Consider the following 17,227-nt stretch of genomic DNA (forward strand, 5'->3'; position numbering starts at 1 on the left):
TGGACGAGCCCGGGGTCCGGCTGCCGACCACCTCCGGGGTAGCCGGCAGCCGCGGATTACCTCCGGGGTAATCGACGGCTTCTTCCCTCTCCCGGCAGGATCGGGCACAGCGGCGGGAACCCCCGCCGGATATCCGCCCCAGCCGCAAGGAGCCCGTTATGGCCGTCAAGCCCGCAACTGCCGAGCCGAGTTCGGCACCGGCCGCGGTCCCCGCCGACGAGACCACCCTGGCTGTCGTACAGGCCTTCCTCGCCGCACGGCTGGCAGGCGACACCGCGCGGCTCACCGCGCTCTTCGCCGATGAGGTCGACTGGCTGCTGGCCGAGAACCCCGCTGTCCCGTGGATCCGGCCGCGGTCCACCGCCGCCGAATGCGCGGCCCAGGCAGCGGAGCTGGCGGCGTACACCGTGGCCGAGGACGCGCGTGCCTCCGTCGAGACCTTTCTCGTCGACGGAACCGAAGCGGTCCTGATGGGGCACCTGTCGGGAACCGTACGGGCGACGGGCAAGCCCTTCAGCGGCCCGTTCGCGCTCCACCTCACCGTGGAGGGCGGCCGCGTGACCCGGCACCACCTCTACGAGAACAGCCTGTCGATCGCCGAGGCCTGCACGCCGTGAGGGGCGCGGCCGTGCCCGGCCCCGGTGATCTGCCGGTCAGTCCAGGGCCGGCGGGGAGAGGTGCCGCCACAGGAAGGTGTGCATCAAGGCGTTGTTGTGGGCGGACTGTTCGTTGTCGCCCGCGCCCGCGTGCCCGCCGCCGGTGTTCTCGTGGAGCAGGACGCGGTGACCGAGTTCGCGCAGCCGTGCGGCCGCTTTGCGGGCGTGGCCCGGGTGGACGCGGTCGTCACGGGTGGAGGTCGTCAGCAGCAACGGCGGGTAGGCCCGGCCCGCGGCCAGCCGGTGGTACGGCGACATCCCACGCAGGTGCTCACGGTCGTCCCGGTCGTCCGGGTCGCCGTACTCGGCGATCCAGGAGGCACCTGCGAGGAGCTCGTGGAAGCGGAGCATGTCCAGCAGCGGCACCTGCGCGACGATCGCGCCGAACAGTTCCGGGTAACCGGTGACCATCGCGCCCATGAGCAGTCCGCCGTTACTGCCCCCCGTGGCGCCCAGCATCGCCGGAGTGGTGATGCCCCGGGTGACGAGGTCGGCGGCGACGGCCGCGAAGTCCTCGAAGGCCCGTGCCCGGTCGGCGCCGAGCGCGGCCCGGTGCCAGCCCGGTCCGTACTCACCGCCGCCCCTGATGTTCGCGATCACGTAGGTTCCGCCCCGCTCCAGCCACGCGCGGCCCGTCACCGCGCCGTAGTAGGGGGTGAGCGAGACCTCGAAGCCGCCGTATCCGTAGAGCAGGGCGGGGCCGGGGCCTGTACGCGTGCGGTCCGGGCCGATCACGAAGTACGGCACGCGGGTGCCGTCCCCGGAGATCGCGAAGAACTGCTCCACGGCCAGGCCCGTCGTGTCGAAGCGGGCCGGAGCCTGCTTGAGGATCTCCGTACGGCCCCCGATCGTCCCGTGGTAGAGCGTGGACGGCTGCAGGAAGCCGGAGACGTCGAGGAAGAATTCGTCGGAGACGTCCGGGTCCGTGTCCACCACGGTGACGGCGGAGAGCTGGGGAACGTCCGCGAGCGGCTCGCGCGTCCATCCGGCGCCGGGGCTGGGGGTGAGGACCTCGATACGGGTGCTGACATCGTGCATCGTCGCCAGGATCAGGTGGTGACGGGTCCACGAGTGCCCGGCCAGAGCCGTCCGCCTGTCGGGGGTGAACAGCACCTCCGGGGTCCGGTCGCCCGCCAGGAAGGCGTCGAAGCCGAAGGCCAGCAGTGAGCCCGCCGGGTGTCCGAGCCAGTCGGACTTCAGAGTGACGATCAGATGCTCGCGATGGGCGTACGCGCTGGCGTCGTCCGGGACGTCGATCCTGACGAGCGAGGTGTCAGGGGCGAGCAGATACGTCTCGCTGTGGTGGAAGTCCATCGACCGGGAGACGAAGTCCCGCTCGAATCCGGGTGTGGAGTCGTGCCAGCCCCCGGCCGCCACGTCCCGCGTCCCGCCCTCGAAGACCGGCTCGGACGCTTCGAGCGGGGTGCCGCGGCGCCATCTGCGAACCGTCCGCGGATAGCCGGAATCGGTGAGGGAGCCGGGACCGAAGTCCGTGCCGATGAAGACGGTGTCGGCGTCGATCCAGCCGATCCTCGTCTTCGCCTCCGGCACCTGGAAGCCGTCCTCGACGAACGTCCGGGTGCCGAGGTCGAACTCGCGGACCACCACGGCGTCCCCGCCGTCGCGCGAGAGACTCACCAGGGCCCGTCCACAGTCGGGACGGCGGACCCGCGCACCGGCCCACATCCACTTCGTGTCCTCCGCTGCGGCGAGCTCGTCGACGTCGAGGAGGATCTCCCACCGGGGAGCGTCCGTGCGGTACTCCTCCGGTGTCGTACGCCGCCACACACCTCGCGCGTGCTCCGCGTCCCGCCAGAAGTTGTAGAGGAACTCCCCGTGGCGTGAGGCGTAGGGGATCCGGTCCGGCGCGTCCAGCACCTCCAGCAGGCGGTCCTTCAGCGCGGCGAACCCGGCGCCGTCCGCCAGTGCGGCCTCCGTCTCGGCGTTCCGCTCGGCCACCCAGGCGAGCGCGGCCTCGCCCTCGATGTCTTCCAGCCACAGGTACGGGTCATCAGTGATCACCACAGAATTGTGCAGGCTCGCCGGGCCGGGCGGGGAACCGGATCCGTCCGGGGAGCCGGAGCCCGCCCGTTCCGGGATCTCGGTGCCCGATCCGGCGGCCTCCCTCTGCGCAGATCCGCCGGGCGTCCGATCATCGGGCCATGGTCCCGAATCCTTCCGGCGCCCTCTGGTCGCCGCCGTCGATCGCACCGATGCTGGCCGTGCCGGGTCCGCTGCCCGTGCCCGACACGGACTGGGCGTTCGAAACCAAGTGGGACGGTGTCCGCTGCGTCCTGAGCACCACGGGCGACGGCTCGGTCCGCCTGACCTCGCGGGCTGGCAACGACATCACGGTGACCTACCCGGAACTGCAGGCGCTGGGGCGTGAACTACGCGGACGCGGTGTGGTCCTGGACGGTGAAATCGTGGTCCTCGACCCATCCGGGCGGTCCGACTTCGGCCTGCTCCAGAGCCGGATGGGCGTGGTCAACCCGCGGCGCGCCGGCCGCCTCGCACGGGACTGCCCGGTCCATCTGATGATCTTCGACGTCATGTACATCGACGGTCATGAGCTGCTCGGCGCCTCGTACGGCGAGCGCCGCGAAGCACTGTCCGCGCTGGGGCCTGCCGGACCTCACTGGTCGGCACCCTCATCCGTGCACGGCCGCGGCGCACAGGTGTGGGACGCGGTGGTCCGTGAAGGCCTGGAGGGCGTGGTGGCCAAGAGGCTCTCCTCGCCGTACACGCCGGGCACCCGATCGGCTCATTGGCGCAAGACGAAGCGGGTGGAGTCCCTGGACGTGGTCATCGGGGGCTGGACCCAGCGACGGGGCTCCGCCGCAGGTGTGCCGGGGGCGGTACTCGTCGGCGTGGCGGGTCCTGCCGGGCTGCGGTACGCGGGCTCGGTGGGATCGGGGATGTCCGAGCGTGAACAGAGCGAACTCACGGCGTACTTCGCGGTGATCGCACGATCGACATCCCCGTTCGCGGACCCGGTCGACGTGAGCGGCGCGCACTGGGTGGAGCCGCGGCTGGTCGCCGAGGTCACCGCAACGGAATGGACCAGGGCCGGCCGGCTGCGGCATCCGGTCTGGCAACGGCTGCGGCCGGATCTGACCCGGCTGGACTGACAGACGTCCGACGCTCACGCCCGGTGCCTGCAACGGAGTTGCCCTCACGCCCGCCCGCAACCCGCGGAGGACTGTCCATCGGCCAGGGTGCGCCGGATCTCTGCGGCAGGGAACGGAGTCCGCTTGCTCTCCTTCACCAGCTGTCGGTGGAACTCGTCCAGCACCGCAGCCATCGCGGCATGGCGTTCGATGATCGCGCCGATCCCCGGGGGCACGCCGGTGGGCCGGCGGCCGGCGGTCCACTCGCGGAGGAAGGGGCCGAGCTCCGCCCCACCCCTCACCACTTCGGGCAGGTGGTGGCGCAGCAGGTGGCAGGGGGCGTAGGCGCGGTCGTACAGGAGGTGGTCAGCGAGAAAGGCGGTCTCCTGCGGCGCGAGGTCGAAGCCCCGGCTGAGAGCGAGGCCGAAATCCGCGAAGTAGACCTGCCTGCCATCGGTGAGCACGTTGGCGAAGTGCGTATCGAAGTGCACCAGCCCGCGTGCGCCCATGAACTCCGTTCCGCGCAGGAGCGCGTCCTCCGCCCACACGTAGGAGTCGTCCATGTCCAGCTCCGTCCCCTTTCCGTCTCGTGCCTCCCGGAGCCAGGCGCCGAGCGTCCAGGGGATGTGTTCCAGGAACAGCACCAGACTGGACGAGGACCGGCCGATGGCTTCCAGCCGGCGGCGTACGGCGGAGGATCCCTCCCAGTGGGCCACCGCCCCCTCGATGCCTCCGAACTCGTCGACGAAGGAGTCCGGTGCCCGGTCCGGAAGGACCCGCCAGTGGTACGTCAGCGGGAAGCCCCCGTACTCACCGCTCAGGACCCAGTCGGTGGTGGTCAGGTGTGCCGCCAGCTCCCGCCAGGCACCGAATCCCGCCGATCCCACCCCGTACTGGTAGAAGAGCGGGAGCTCGAACAGGTTGGCCGTCGAGCGGTGGTACTGCGACGCCAGCTCCACATCGGTCAGGGGCACCCGCTTCACGAAGACACGCGTACCCGCTATCTCGATCTCGGCCCGCCTGCCCCCGATTCCCGAGCCGAGTTCAGGCGCGGCGGCGATCATCTCCGCCAATGCACGGTCGCTCAGCAGGGAAAGCCGCTCCCCCACCACCGTGTGGGCCGCCGCCCGCGCGACACCCGGTGCCTCGTTCTGCTCCATGGCGACTCCTGTCCTGCGTGAGGTCCGACCGCTGCCGATCCTGTCAGAGGTCACCGCACGGTTCACGCGGCCGTGATGGCCGACGGACGCGGAGAGGTGGCAGGCGGCGCGGACAGCCGCGCGCCCTCGGCAGCGCCCGAGGCCACGGCGCCGCGGAAGACCCGGTACGCGTCACCGCAGGCAGCCCCGTCGGGCCCGCCCGGTCGCCGACACCGCGTTGCGGTCCGCGGTGCTCCGCAACCGTCGGTCTCACCGGCGCGGGCCTCTTACCCCGCCCCATCTGCGGCGTCTGACAGGATCGCGACATGGCTGAACACGACACGGAGCGCGGTTACCTTCTCGACAACCAGCAGTCGGAGGCGGGCATCCGCTTCGGCGCTCTCAGCGCACTCTTCGATCCGGTGACGTTCCGTCATGTCGACCGGCTCGGGATCACCGCCGGCATGCGGTGCTGGGAGGTCGGCGCCGGCTCTCTCTCGGTACCCCTGGGGCTGGCCGAGCGGGTCGGGCCGACAGGATCGGTGGTCGCCACGGACATCGACGTGTCGTGGACCCGGGGCGTCACCGACGACGTGATCGTGGTGGTGCGCCACGATGTGGCCGCCGACCCGCCGCCTCCCGGCGGTTTCGATCTCGTCCACGCCCGCCTGGTCCTGGTGCACGTCACCGATCGGGCCGAGGCGCTGCGCCGCATGGTCCAGGCGCTGCGGCCGGGAGGCCGGCTGCTCCTGGAGGATGCCGACCCGGGGCTCCAGCCGCTGCTGTGCCCGGACGAGTCCGGCCCCGAACAGCGGCTCGCCAACCGGCTGCGCTCCGGCTTCCGCGCGCTGATGGCCGCTCGCGGCGCGGACCTCGCGTACGGCCGGACCCTGCCCAGGCTGCTGCGTGAAGCCGGTCTGGAGGACGTGGAGGCCGACGCGTACTTCCCGATCACCTCGCCCGCGTGCTCCGTCCTCGAGGCGGCGACGGTGCGGCAGATCCGGCCCCTTCTCGTGTCGGAGGGGCTCGCCACCGAGGAGGAGATCGACCGCCATCTGGCCGCCATCGCCACCGGCCGTCTCGACCTCGCCACCGCTCCGATGATCTCCGCGTGGGGGCGTCGCCCCTGACGCACTGTTCGCTCGCCGGTACTCCCCGAGGAAAGAACGGCGTCGCACCACTGGTCGGGTCCGCGGTCGGCATCCCGGTGCGACATCGCGGCGACGGGTGCGGGGAACGCCCGTGCGAAGATCGCGAGATGAACACGCTGCTCTTCCGTCCTGCCGGTGAGGGCGACCTTGCCGCTGCCGTGCGGCTGCGCGACGCCGCCGCACGCTGGATGCTTGCCCGGGGCGTCACGGGCCAGTGGCAGCCGGGCGAGCTGGGCGAGGACCACTTCCGCCGGATCTCGGAGACCGGGGAGGTGTGGCTCGCGGAGGCTGCCGGCCGCGTGGTCGGGGCCTGGGAGCTGTGGTGGCAGGACGACGATGCCTGGGGGCCGCAGCCCCCGACGGCCGGCTACGTGCACCGGCTCATGGTGGACCACAGCAGTGCCCCGGCGGGGACCGGCCTGCAACTGCTGCGCAGGGCGGAACGACGCGTGGCCGAGGCGGGCCGCCCGTTGGTACGTCTGGACTGCCTCGCCGGTAACGCCCGTCTGGAGGCGTACTACCTCGACGCCGGATACCGGGTTGTCGGGCACAAGGAGGGCAAGCCCCAGCCGGGCGGTCCGCCCAAGTCGTTCACGCTCCTCGAAAGGTCCGTACGGGACGGTGGGAGGTAGGCGGGGCCGGAAAGCAGCAAAGGGCTGTCATGAAGAAGACCGGGAATCAGGCGGGGATCGGGCGGGAATCGGTCAGGAATCAAGAAGCGCGGGTCCCAGGCGCGGCTCTAGCATGATCGTCATGGACATCAGCATTCACACGAGCTTCCTCCCGCACGACGACCCGGACGCGTCGGTGGCCTTTTACCGCGACGTTCTCGGCTTCGAGGTCCGCAGCGACGTCGGACAGGGCAAGATGCGCTGGATCACGGTCGGCCCCGTCGGACAGCCCAGCACGTCCATCCTGCTGGCGCCGCCCGCCGTCGACCCCGGCATCACCGAGGCCGAGCGCCGCACCATCACCGAGATGATGGCCAAGGGCACCTACGGATGGATCCTGCTGGCCACCCCGGACCTCGACGCCACGTTCGAGAAGGTGCAGGCGGGCACCACCGAGGTCGTCCAGGAGCCGACCGAGCAGCCTTACGGAATCCGCGACTGCGCCTTCCGCGATCCGGCGGGAAACCTGGTCCGCATCCAGGAGCTGCGCTGAACCGTCCGGTCATCGGTCCGGCCGCGAGGTCCGGACCGCGACCGCCGGCGGGTGGACCGGCGGCCGTCCCGCCCGCTCGGGACCCGTAACCGCCGCCGCACCCCAGCAACACACAAGGACGTCGACGAAACGGAGCTCACATGTGTCACCCCGGGTGGGGGCGCGCACGCATTGCGGCGCAGCACCTGAGCGACCTCGCACGCCTGCGTCGCGTACGCGACCGGATCGACCGGGAGTACGCGCGGCCGCTGAACGTCGAAGCGCTGGCCCGCGGCGCGAACGTGGCGGCCGGGCAGCTCAGCCGCCAGTTCAGGCTGGCCTACGGCACGTCCCCGTACGCGTATCTGATGGCCCGTCGCATCGAGCGCGGGGCTGCCCTGCTGCGCCACGGTGGTCTGAGCGTCGCCGCGACCCGACGCGCGGTCGGCTGCCCGTCGCCGGGCATCTTCCGTACGCGCTTCACCGAACTCGTCGGCGTACCGCCCCACGTCTATCGGAGCCGAGCGACGGCTACCGCCGCGGCGACGACGCCGTGGGTGCCGCAGCAGGCGGAGCGACCGGTCGGGCGGCAGGAGAGTGCCGCGACCGCTTCCGGACGACGTACACCGACCGGCGCCGTCGGTCCGGAACCGGTGCTGGCGTAAGCGGGGTCGCAGCCGGCCTGCCTGCGCCCGCAACGCCGCCCTGCAAGGGGCGCGTGACGCGCCGGCGGCAGGCCCCGCCCCTATGGGCGTCGGCGCGTCCACGTGGGCCGCAGGCGCCCGGCCGACGTGCTCCGGCGGCGGCACGGCCCGGAGTCACAACCCCCTGGATCCGTCGATCCGTTCGCGCAGCAGGTCCGCGTGCCCGTTGTGGCGGGCGTACTCCTCGATCATGTGGAGCAGCACCCAGCGCAGCGACACCGTTCCGCGCCAGGCGTCATGGCCGTTGATGTCGAGGTGCGGTGCCTCCCCGACCAGCCGATCGGCGAACGCCACCTCGGCCCGCCAGGCCGCCCAGGACGCCGCGACCGTTTCCGGGCCGCAATCCACCGTGTCGAAGTCACCGTCGGCGTTGTCCCCGGAGCAGAAGAGGGGCGGGGCATCGTGCCCCGCCAGTACCCGGCGGAACCAGCGGCGCTCCACCTCCGCCAGGTGCCGGACCAGGCCGAGCAGCGACAGCGTGGACGGCTCCACGGAGCGCCGGGCCAGCTCCCCTTCCAGACCGGCACACTTCATCTCCAGGGTCGCTCGCTGGTCCCCGAGGAAATCGATCAGCATGGACCGTTCGCCGGCGGTGCCCGGACCACTGAACCGGCGGTCGGGACCGGCCCCGGCGAATACCTCAGCTCGTCTGCTTGATGTGACCATGCCCCCATCATCCCGTCCCGGTGGCGGGTGGATAAGAGGCGTGGTGCTTGGACGGGACTTGAGGGGGAGGTGACTCTTCTCATCGCTTCCGCCTGTTCGGCAGGACGATGTCGGTCTCACAGTCACTCTCACCGATAGCGAAAGGGAATACCCACCTCTCGCCACTCTCAACTTATAGCGCAGTGGGGGGCTTGCGGCAAGGCCCCCGTCATGACGCAGAATCACTCGTCGCTGCCAAGAAGTCGCGGAAATGGGAGATTCACGGAGTGCATATGTTCTTGCCGGTTTGCGGGTTGCCCGGTGACGGCGGCCCGGTGGGGCACGCCTGGCGGTGGAGGACGCCGCACACCGACGCGCACAAGTGCGCACCGACGGAATTCTCGGGCTCGACCTCGGATCGGAACTGCTGACATGAACCCAGTGACCACCAGCGTGTTCGGCCTTCCCGACCGCCTCTCCCCCAAGGCCGACCCTGAGCTGACCGCCGGCGACGAGGAGCACTTCGCGGCCGTCGCCGCATGCCTCGCACAGTCGGTCGCCGAACTGTCCGCGCGCCTCGACGCCGAGCGCAGATCGCCCGGCGGCATGGGACGCCAGGCGATGGACCGGGACATCGAGATCCACCGGCTGACCGCACGGCTGCGTACGCTGCGCCGGTTCGGCCTGGACCTGTGTCTCGGACACATGGTCGCCACGGACGGCTCCGAGCCCGTCTACGTCGGACGGCTCGGGCTTACGGACAGCACGGGCCGTCGGCTGCTGCTCGACTGGCGCTCCCCCGCGGCCGAGCCGTTCTTCGGAGCCACCCATGCCAACCCGATGGGGCTGGACAGCCGCCGCAGGTATCGCTGGACCCGGGGCCGTATCAGCGACTACTGGGACGAGGTGTTCACCCCGGACGGGGCGGTCGGGCACGCGGCGCTCGACGACCAGTCCGCCTTCATCGCCACGCTGGGCGGCAACCGGTCGGCGCGGATGCGCGATGTGCTCGGCACCATCCAGGCCGATCAGGACGCCATCATCCGCGCGGGCTCCCGTGGCGCGCTCGTCGTCGACGGTGGTCCGGGTACCGGAAAGACGGTCGTCGCCCTGCACCGTTCCGCGTACCTCCTCTACTCCGATCCCCGCCTCGGTCACCACCGCGGCGGCGTCTTGTTCGTCGGTCCGCACGAGCCCTACCTGGGTTACGTGGCCGACGTGCTGCCCAGCCTCGGGGAGGAGGGAGTACAGACCTGCACCCTGCGCGACCTCGTCACCGAGGGAGCCGCGGCGGTGGCCGAGGCGGATCCGGACGTGGCCCGCCTGAAGTCGTCCGCGGATCTGGTGAAGGCGATCGAGCCGGCCGTCAGGTTCTACGAGGAGCCCCCCGCCGCGGGAATGACGGTCACGACCCTGTGGTCGGACATCCGGCTGAGCGCCGACGACTGGGCTGTGGCGTTCGAAGCCGCGCCCGGCACCCCGCACAACGAGGCGCGGGACCAGATCCTGGAGGAACTGGTCACGATCCTGGTGGACAGACACGACGGCGACGCGCCGGACGAACTGCTCCGCAAGTCCCTGCTGCAGAACCGGGAACTGCTCGCGGTCTTCGACCGGGCGTGGCCGCTGATCGAGGCAGCCGACCTCGTCGGAGACCTGTGGTCGGTTCCCGCCTACCTGCGGACCTGTGCCCCCTGGCTGAGCCGCGACGACGTGGCACTGCTCCAGCGCGCGGACGCCCGGGCCTGGACGGTGTCCGACCTGCCCCTCCTGGACGCCGCACGCCAGCGGCTCGGTGACCCGGAGACGTCGCTGCGCCGGCGCCGGCACAACGCCTCCGTCGCCGCCGAGCGCGCGCACATGGCCCACGTCATCGACTCCCTGCTGGAGGCCGACGCCGACGGCGAAGGTGCGGTCACGATGTTGCACGGACAGGACCTGAAGGACACCCTGGTCGACGGATCCGCGCTGCCCGGCGGGGAACCCGACCTGCTCGCCGGACCGTTCGCGCACATCGTCGTGGACGAGGCCCAGGAACTCACCGACGCGGAGTGGCAGATGCTGCTGCTCCGCTGCCCCTCGCGGAGCTTCACCATCGTCGGGGACCGCGCCCAGGCCCGGCACGGCTTCACGGAATCATGGCGGGAGCGGCTGGAGCGGGTCGGTCTCGACCGGGTCGAGCTGGCCTCCCTCAGCATCAACTACCGGACGCCGGAGGAAGTGATGACGGAGGCGGAGCCGGTCATCAGGGCGGCGCTCCCCGATGCCAACGTGCCTGTCTCCGTCCGCAGCAGCGGCATTCCCGTCGTCCACGGATCCACTGCCGAGCTCGACACCGTCCTCGCTACGTGGCTCGCCGCACATGCGGAGGGGATCGCCTGCGTCATCGGCGATCCCGCGTTCCTGGCCACGCCCCGGGTCCGCTCGCTGACCCCGGAGCTGTCGAAGGGGCTCGAGTTCGACCTGGTCGTCCTCGTCGACCCGCAGGAATTCGGTGAGGGCGTCGAAGGAGCGGTCGACCGCTACGTCGCGATGACCCGGGCGACCCAGCGCCTCGTCGTCCTCACGAGCTCCTGACGCGGACCGGCATGACCGCCGCTGCGGTCATGCCGGAGTCGTATCCGCGTGCGTCGCCCGCCGCCTGTCCGGACCCGTCGCTGCCGGGTCCGGACAGAGAGTGCGGGGCTGCCGCTATCCGGCGTAGGTCTCGAACTCGGCGATCTTCGGGGTGCCGGTCGAGCCGGTGATCTCGAAGGTGATCTTGCGCAACGAGGTCTTCGGGATCGTGATGGCGCCCGCGCCGCTGCCGGAGGTCAGTACGGCTCCGGTGTCGCCGTTGACCACCTTCCAGGATCCGATGCTGCCGGCGGAACCCGACGCCTCCCGGATGTTGACCGAGGAAACGGCGGTCGCCGAGGCCCACTTGACCGAGATCGAGCCGGTGGCTCCGGCGGGCGACCAGTAGGTGCTCAGGTTGCCGTCCCGCACGTTGCCGTAGCTCGTCCCGTCGGCCTTGCTTGTCCCGTCCGAGCCTGCCCCGATGCTGAGGTTCGTCCCGGCGGGGGTGGTCGGGTCGGTCGGGTCCGGAGTGGGGTCGGTCGGGTCGGGAGTCGGGTCGGTCGGGTCCGGGGTCGGCGTCTGCGTCGAGCAGTTGCCGTCCGACACCTTCAGCCCCTTGTTGGCGCCTGCGGTCTGGGCCACGATGCCGGGCACGCAGGATGCCGCGTCGAGGCTGTAGGCGTAGGGGATGCTGACGGTGGTGTTGGACTTGGGGTCGGGCCCGGCCGGGTTGTTCTCGCTGCCGGGGGCGGACCACGTCACGTTGTCGAAGGTGTTGCCGCTGACCTGCCAGTACCCGGCCGCGTCGGTGTAGAAGGTGCCCAGGACGTCCTTGGAGTCCTTGAAGTAGTTGTTGTCCACCTTGGCGCGGGCCCCGGCCCGGGAGTTGATCCCGGACTCGTTGAGCTTCACGTAGTAGTTGTTGTAGATGTGGGCGATGCCCCCGCGCAGCAGCGGGGTACGGGAGTCCAGGTTCTCGTACAGGTTGTGGTGGAACGTGACGAAGCCGTTCGACAGTTCGGTCTCACTCGACCCGATGAGGCCACCACGGCCGGAGTTGCGCAGGGTGCTGTAGGACAGCGTCACGTACTGCGTGTTGTCCTTCATGTCGAAGAGGCCGTCGAATCCCTCCGACTCCCCGCCCGACGCCTCCAGGCTCGCGTGATCGACCCAGACGTTGCGGACGTCGCTCTCCATCCCGATGGCGTCGCCGCCGTTGGACGTGGGCGAGCCGGACTTCTTGACGTTCTTCACGGTCACGTTCTGGATGATGATGTTGCTGGACTGGCGTATGTGGATGCCCAGTTGGTCGAAGACGGCGCCGCTGCCGACACCGACGATCGTGACATTGCTGATCTGCTTGAGCTCGATCACACCGGCCGCGGTGTTGCAGCTGTCGCCGGACACCTTGGCGGTGTTGCCGTGGTTGATGGTCCCCTCGACCTCGATGATGATCGGGGTACTGCTGCTGGCCCGGCTGCACAGGGCCTGGTGGATCGCGGTGCCGGTGGTGGCCCGGACCGTCTGCCCGCCGGCACCGCCCGTGGTGCCGCCGTTCTGGGTCGCGTAGCCGGTGGCCCCACCGGTCGCGGCCGATGCCGAGGGCATCGACACGACGACACCGGTCGCGGCGGCAAGGGCGGCCGTGCTGAGCGCCGCGTACAGTCGCAGTGCGACTCGCCTCTTCATGATGGTTTCTCCCTGTTCGTCTTCTGGGCCGGGGCGCGGAATGGCATGCCCATGTCAGTTAAAGGTCCGGCGTACGCCGGCTGCCGACTTCGTGCCGGACATGCCCTGATCTGCGCGGTTGCGGGTGCTCTTCTTCGGTGCGATCGAACGGGCCGCGCCATTGCGGCCTGGAGCTGCGCGTACGTCGGCGCCGGTCGCGGGATCACCGCCACCGACACCACAGGAAGCCGCCGCCTTCGAAACCGTGCGGGGTGACACGGTGCGCCGTCGTCGTGGCGCACGTCCTCGACCGCGGCATGCCCGCACCGCGGGTACAGCCCCGCGCCGGATCGATGGCGGCTCGCTCGCGAAGTCACGGCAGCGCCATGGCCTCACGGTCACCGGAACGGAGTTCAGAAAAAAGGGAAAGCGCTTTCTGGTCGTGAGAATAGGACTGCTTCAGCCGGGCTGGCAAGACTCTGGACACCCCGACCCCCGGAAGCGCTTCGACTGATGCACCAACTGCCCTACGATCACTGGATTTAGAGGTGAATTCAGGGCACGTTCGGCCGGACCCAGAGGCCATGGATCCCGCATCTCACCGGATGATCCCCGCGAAGCAAGCGCGTTCTTCCGGGACCTCACCTGTGTGCAAGGCGTCTCCTCGGGAGGAGCGGTGATTGACGGAAGCACGAGGCGGTGTGACGATGCGCCGATGCCTGGCCTACATGCGCGGATGGCTGTCCGCAGCGCCGATCTCACCGCGACCGTGATCGATCGCTGCGCGGCGGAGGTGCCGTTCTACGGGGAACTCCCCCGGCGCACCCTGGACGGTGAGGTGACGCGGTCCATCACGGCGGTACACGCGCTGCTGCTGCGGGCGCTTCGTGACGGCGGCGCCATGGACGCGGGTGACCTGACCCGGCTCATCGAGTGGTCGGGGCGCCGGGCCGAGGAACGGGTGCCGCTGGAGGCCGTGATCGCCGCCTATCTCATCGGTGCCGAGGTGTGGTGGCAGGCCCTGGCCGAGACGGCGGAGCCCGAGGAGCTGGCCGGGGCGGGCACCCGGCTGCTCGCTTGGCTGCACGCGGCCATGCCCGCCGTCGTGCTCGCTCACCGCAACGCACAGGAGGACATCCACAGCGAGGACAAGCGGGCACGGCGGGCGTTGCTGACCGCGCTGCTGGCCGGCAGGCCGTACGAGGAGCTGGCGGAGGCGGCAGGCGTCACGGTGACCGGAGAGCACGAGGTCGTTGCCCTGTCGTTCGAGTCGAATCCGCCCGCCAGGCTGGTGCAGTCCTGCCTGGAGGCCCGCGCCGGTGTGCCGGTGCTGATGGACCACGTCGCCGGGATCGCGCTGCTGCCGGGCGGTTGTGACGTGCTCGGCCTGCCGGCCTCGCTCGGCAAGGAGGTGGGCCAGCGCGTGTTCGCCGCCGCTGCGCCGGCCGTTGATCCCTCCGCCGTTCCCGCAGCCGCCGCGGAGGCCGGGCGCGTACTGGAGCTCGTACAGCGGCTGGACCGCCCACCCGGGTTGTACCGGCTCGACGACGTACTGCTGGAATACCAGCTCGCGCGCCCCGGTGACGCCCTGCTGCGCCTGGCCGCCAAGCTCGACCCGCTGGAGGAGCATCCGTACCTGCTGGAGACGCTGCGGGTGTTCGTCGAGCATGGCCACAACCGCCGCCGGAGCGCCTTGGAGCTGTGCGTCCACCGCAACACGCTGGACTACAGGTTGCACCGGGTGAGCGCACTCACCGGGCTGGACCTCGCGGTCCCCGCCGATGCGCGGCTGCTCCAGGCCGCGCTCGTCGCCAGGGATCTCGCCTGACGGGTGGCCCGGTCCCGCCGGACCGGGGAACGGACCTGATCCCGCTCCCTGAGCCTGCCTGATCCGGCACCTGGTCCAGCCGAAGGCCCCGGCCGGGTGGCCGGTGCCCCCTCCCGGCAGGCCCGGCCGGTCACGCCGTCAGAGCCAGGCCTCAAGTTCTTCCTGGCGTGGCGCGAGAACCACACCCGTACCGGGATGGTCGAAGACCATGACCGGCCGGCGCGCGTCCCAGGCGGACCAGCCCGGGTCTCCGGAGACAGCGAACGCGATCCAGGCCCGATGCATGACGTCCGCCAGCGGCTGAGGCGCATCCGGTCCGGTGAGCCCTTCACCGTGGCGGAGGTTGTCGAAGACGAAGCCGATCTCCAGCGCATGGCACGCGCCCAGTTCCATGACGGGCGAGCGCCAGGCGAACTCGTACAGGAACGTCCGGGCCGGCCGCGCGTCGGCAAGACGGTTGAGCGGCCCTCGCAGCAGGAGGTCCGTGGCCATCTCGCCGAGGATCTCCCCGGGCTTCGCGCCCGGTCTGGCCGCCCGGTACAGCCGGGCGACACGCCCCGGGATCCGGAACTTCAGCAGCGCCAGCCGCAGGGAGAATCCGCTGACGCGGTCCACCGCCCCGCTCGGCACGAACCACAGCCGGTACTCCTCCCGGTTGGCTCCCATCAGCAGATCGACCGTGGGCGGCGAGGGGTGGGCCGGAACCACGTCGTCGTCGACCACGAGGTGGAATCCGGGGCCTCCGCTGATCGGATCGGCTTTGCCGACGACCTCGTCCTGTGCGTCCAGCAGCACCGCGCCGTCCACCTGTGCGAACGCCTCCGCCGTGGCGGGCACCCGCAACGCCTTCGCCATCGCCTGCACGGTCTTCGCGCCCCGGCTGCGCGACACCGTCTGCGGTGGTCCGCTCTGCAGGATCGCCCGTTGGAACAGTCCTGCCGCGCGAGGGCTGGTGATCAGGGCGGCGATGCTGATGGCCCCGGCGGACTCCCCGCACACCGTGACGTTGTCCGGGTCGCCGCCGAAGGCCTCGATGTTCTCCCGCACCCAGGTCAGAGCCGCGATCTGGTCCAGCAGGCCCCGGTTGTCGGGTGCGTCGGGGAACACCCCGAACCCCTCGACACCCAACCGGTAGTTCACCGTGACCAGGACCACGCCGTCGCGCGCGAAGGCCCGGCCCTCGTACAGCGGCACCGCGCCCGAGCCGTTGCGCAGGGATCCGCCGTGGATCCACACCATCACGGGCAGCTGCCCGCCACCGGCGTCTGGACCCCAGATGTTGAGGTTGAGGCACTCCTCCCCCGGGATGTCCACGTCGGGGATCAGCTCGTCGAGCGGCGGCCGGTAGGGGCGCTGCGGCGCGGTCGGCCCGTAGGCCAGCGCGTCGCGCAGTCCCTCCCAGGGTTCGACGGGCGCCGGGGCGCGAAAGCGGTGGGCTCCGAACGGCGCTGCGGCGTAGGGGATTCCGAGGAAGGTGGCGATTCCTTCCCGCACGCGGCCGCGGACCTTGCCCTGGCACGTGGTCGCGATGACGTCCATGTCGGTCCTTTCACGAGGTGCGCCCGCCTCCCCCCGTCGCGGGAGCGCACGGAGGGAGGCGGATACGAGGGGGTGTGGGCACCACAGGCATTGTGGTGCCCCGGTGCGCGTCACGCCTGTTACGGACTGACGGCCGGAATGTTCAGGGCCAGGCCGTTGCGCCGCACGTCGGACCAGGCGGTGGAGTCGGTGCAGATGCCACAGGCGGGGCCGAAGAACTGGGCACGGGCCGCCTGGTCGCCCATGAGCTGGGCACGGAACCACGCCGTGGTCGGTGCGGCGAACGGGCCGGCGTCTCCCACGACCGTGAAGTGGTCGGCTCCGCGCACTTCCCCGTACAGGGCCGGTATGTGGTCGGCCGCGTTGTAGAAGGCCTTGACGAGGAAGGGGAAGACGATGCTGTCCTTCTCACCTGCCAGGAGGAGAGCGGGGACGTGCACGGAGTTGATGTCGGCGAGCGGGCCGGGCTGGATGGGCAGGATGGTGTCGATGCGGGGATCCGAACCGACGACGATGGCGGCCGCGCCGCCCTGTGAGTGGCCCGATGCGCCGATGTGCTCCAGGTCGACGTGGTCGCGGAAGATGCTGTCCGGGTCGGAGTTCCTGCGGGTGAGCATGTCGATGCCCGCCCGCATGGAGATGCCGAGATTGGACTGCGGGGTGTTCGCCGCGGCGACGATGAAGCCCTGGCTGGCCCAGTGCAGCAGCAGGTCCCGGTAGACGACGGGGAAGGCGAAGGTTCCGTTGCCCCACACGATGACGGGGTGGCGGCGGTCGCTGTCGGCGATGTCACGCGGGTAGTACAGGGTGGTGACCGCCCCCACTTCGACAGCGGTGGCGTAGGGCCCGGGGGCGCCGAAGTCAACGGCGGCCGACGCCGCGGGGGCACTGGCGCTGGCGGGGGCGGGTGACGGCGCTGCGCCCGCGCCTGCCGACGCGGACAGTACGAGGGTGAGTGCGGCCAGCGGGACGAGCAGTTTCCTTCTCCACAACACGGCGACTCCTGACGTCGGGGCGAGCTGGTTGATTCATCCGGATCACATCGGTGCCTGATGGCACATCCTGGGGGAGCGATCGGCGGCCGT

Annotated in this window: 14 protein-coding genes; 8 read left to right on the forward strand and 6 right to left on the reverse strand. The window is 70.7% G+C overall.

What is annotated here, in order from left to right:
• Positions 1–158: 158 nt before the first annotated feature.
• A complete protein-coding gene (locus ACGFZA_RS14115; RefSeq protein ID WP_393679066.1) occupies positions 159–617 on the forward strand; it encodes a nuclear transport factor 2 family protein in 459 nt (152 codons plus the stop codon).
• 36 nt (positions 618–653) lie between these two features.
• Here ACGFZA_RS14115 and ACGFZA_RS14120 read toward each other — a convergent pair whose 3' ends face one another.
• Positions 654–2,678, reverse strand: coding sequence for a prolyl oligopeptidase family protein (locus ACGFZA_RS14120; protein WP_385272025.1), 2,025 nt, complete (start codon positions 2,676–2,678; stop codon positions 654–656).
• 140 nt (positions 2,679–2,818) lie between these two features.
• Between ACGFZA_RS14120 and ligD the strand changes: the two genes are divergently transcribed.
• Positions 2,819–3,787 carry a non-homologous end-joining DNA ligase gene (gene ligD / locus ACGFZA_RS14125; RefSeq protein WP_385272022.1) on the forward strand — a complete coding sequence of 323 codons (969 nt, stop codon included), beginning with the start codon at positions 2,819–2,821 and terminating at the stop codon, positions 3,785–3,787.
• 44 nt (positions 3,788–3,831) lie between these two features.
• On the opposite strand, the gene ACGFZA_RS14130 is transcribed toward ligD, so the two are convergent.
• Positions 3,832–4,926 carry a protein kinase family protein gene (locus ACGFZA_RS14130; RefSeq protein WP_385272019.1) on the reverse strand — a complete coding sequence of 365 codons (1,095 nt, stop codon included), beginning with the start codon at positions 4,924–4,926 and terminating at the stop codon, positions 3,832–3,834.
• A 305-nt stretch (positions 4,927–5,231) separates the two neighbouring features.
• On the opposite strand from ACGFZA_RS14130, the gene ACGFZA_RS14135 reads away from it, so the two are divergent.
• The 4 genes from ACGFZA_RS14135 to ACGFZA_RS14150 all read left to right on the forward strand — a co-directional run bounded on the left by ACGFZA_RS14135 (position 5,232) and on the right by ACGFZA_RS14150 (position 7,864).
• Positions 5,232–6,035: a methyltransferase domain-containing protein gene (locus ACGFZA_RS14135; RefSeq protein WP_393679067.1), complete on the forward strand. Its 804-nt coding sequence runs from the start codon at positions 5,232–5,234 to the stop codon at positions 6,033–6,035.
• A 128-nt stretch (positions 6,036–6,163) separates the two neighbouring features.
• Positions 6,164–6,688: a GNAT family N-acetyltransferase gene (locus tag ACGFZA_RS14140; RefSeq protein ID WP_393679068.1), complete on the forward strand. Its 525-nt coding sequence runs from the start codon at positions 6,164–6,166 to the stop codon at positions 6,686–6,688.
• A 121-nt stretch (positions 6,689–6,809) separates the two neighbouring features.
• The gene (locus ACGFZA_RS14145) at positions 6,810–7,220 is read left to right on the forward strand and encodes a VOC family protein (RefSeq protein ID WP_385272010.1); all 411 of its coding nucleotides are present in this window, start codon (positions 6,810–6,812) and stop codon (positions 7,218–7,220) included.
• Positions 7,221–7,360: 140 nt separating this feature from the next.
• A complete protein-coding gene (locus ACGFZA_RS14150) occupies positions 7,361–7,864 on the forward strand; it encodes a helix-turn-helix transcriptional regulator (RefSeq protein ID WP_393679069.1) in 504 nt (167 codons plus the stop codon).
• Positions 7,865–8,017: 153 nt separating this feature from the next.
• On the opposite strand, the gene ACGFZA_RS14155 is transcribed toward ACGFZA_RS14150, so the two are convergent.
• Entirely contained in the window at positions 8,018–8,569 is a 552-nt protein-coding gene (locus ACGFZA_RS14155) for a DinB family protein (RefSeq protein ID WP_393679070.1), read from the reverse strand.
• A gap of 411 nt (positions 8,570–8,980) precedes the next feature.
• Here ACGFZA_RS14155 and helR point away from each other — a divergent pair, with 411 nt between their 5' ends.
• Positions 8,981–11,125 (forward strand): RNA polymerase recycling motor ATPase HelR, encoded by a 2,145-nt coding sequence (gene helR, locus ACGFZA_RS14160; protein WP_393679071.1) that lies wholly within the window; start codon positions 8,981–8,983, stop codon positions 11,123–11,125.
• A gap of 114 nt (positions 11,126–11,239) precedes the next feature.
• On the opposite strand, the gene ACGFZA_RS14165 is transcribed toward helR, so the two are convergent.
• Positions 11,240–12,796: a polysaccharide lyase family 1 protein gene (locus ACGFZA_RS14165; RefSeq protein WP_393679072.1), complete on the reverse strand. Its 1,557-nt coding sequence runs from the start codon at positions 12,794–12,796 to the stop codon at positions 11,240–11,242.
• A gap of 715 nt (positions 12,797–13,511) precedes the next feature.
• Here ACGFZA_RS14165 and ACGFZA_RS14170 point away from each other — a divergent pair.
• A complete protein-coding gene (locus ACGFZA_RS14170; RefSeq protein ID WP_393679074.1) occupies positions 13,512–14,603 on the forward strand; it encodes a PucR family transcriptional regulator in 1,092 nt (363 codons plus the stop codon).
• A 138-nt stretch (positions 14,604–14,741) separates the two neighbouring features.
• Here ACGFZA_RS14170 and ACGFZA_RS14175 read toward each other — a convergent pair whose 3' ends face one another.
• Positions 14,742–16,142: a carboxylesterase/lipase family protein gene (locus ACGFZA_RS14175; protein ID WP_393679076.1), complete on the reverse strand. Its 1,401-nt coding sequence runs from the start codon at positions 16,140–16,142 to the stop codon at positions 14,742–14,744.
• A gap of 119 nt (positions 16,143–16,261) precedes the next feature.
• Positions 16,262–17,137, reverse strand: coding sequence for an alpha/beta hydrolase family protein (locus tag ACGFZA_RS14180; RefSeq protein WP_393679078.1), 876 nt, complete (start codon positions 17,135–17,137; stop codon positions 16,262–16,264).
• Positions 17,138–17,227 lie beyond the last annotated feature (90 nt).

The organism is Streptomyces sp. NPDC048211, assembly GCF_043202315.1.
Lineage (GTDB): Bacteria > Actinomycetota > Actinomycetes > Streptomycetales > Streptomycetaceae > Streptomyces.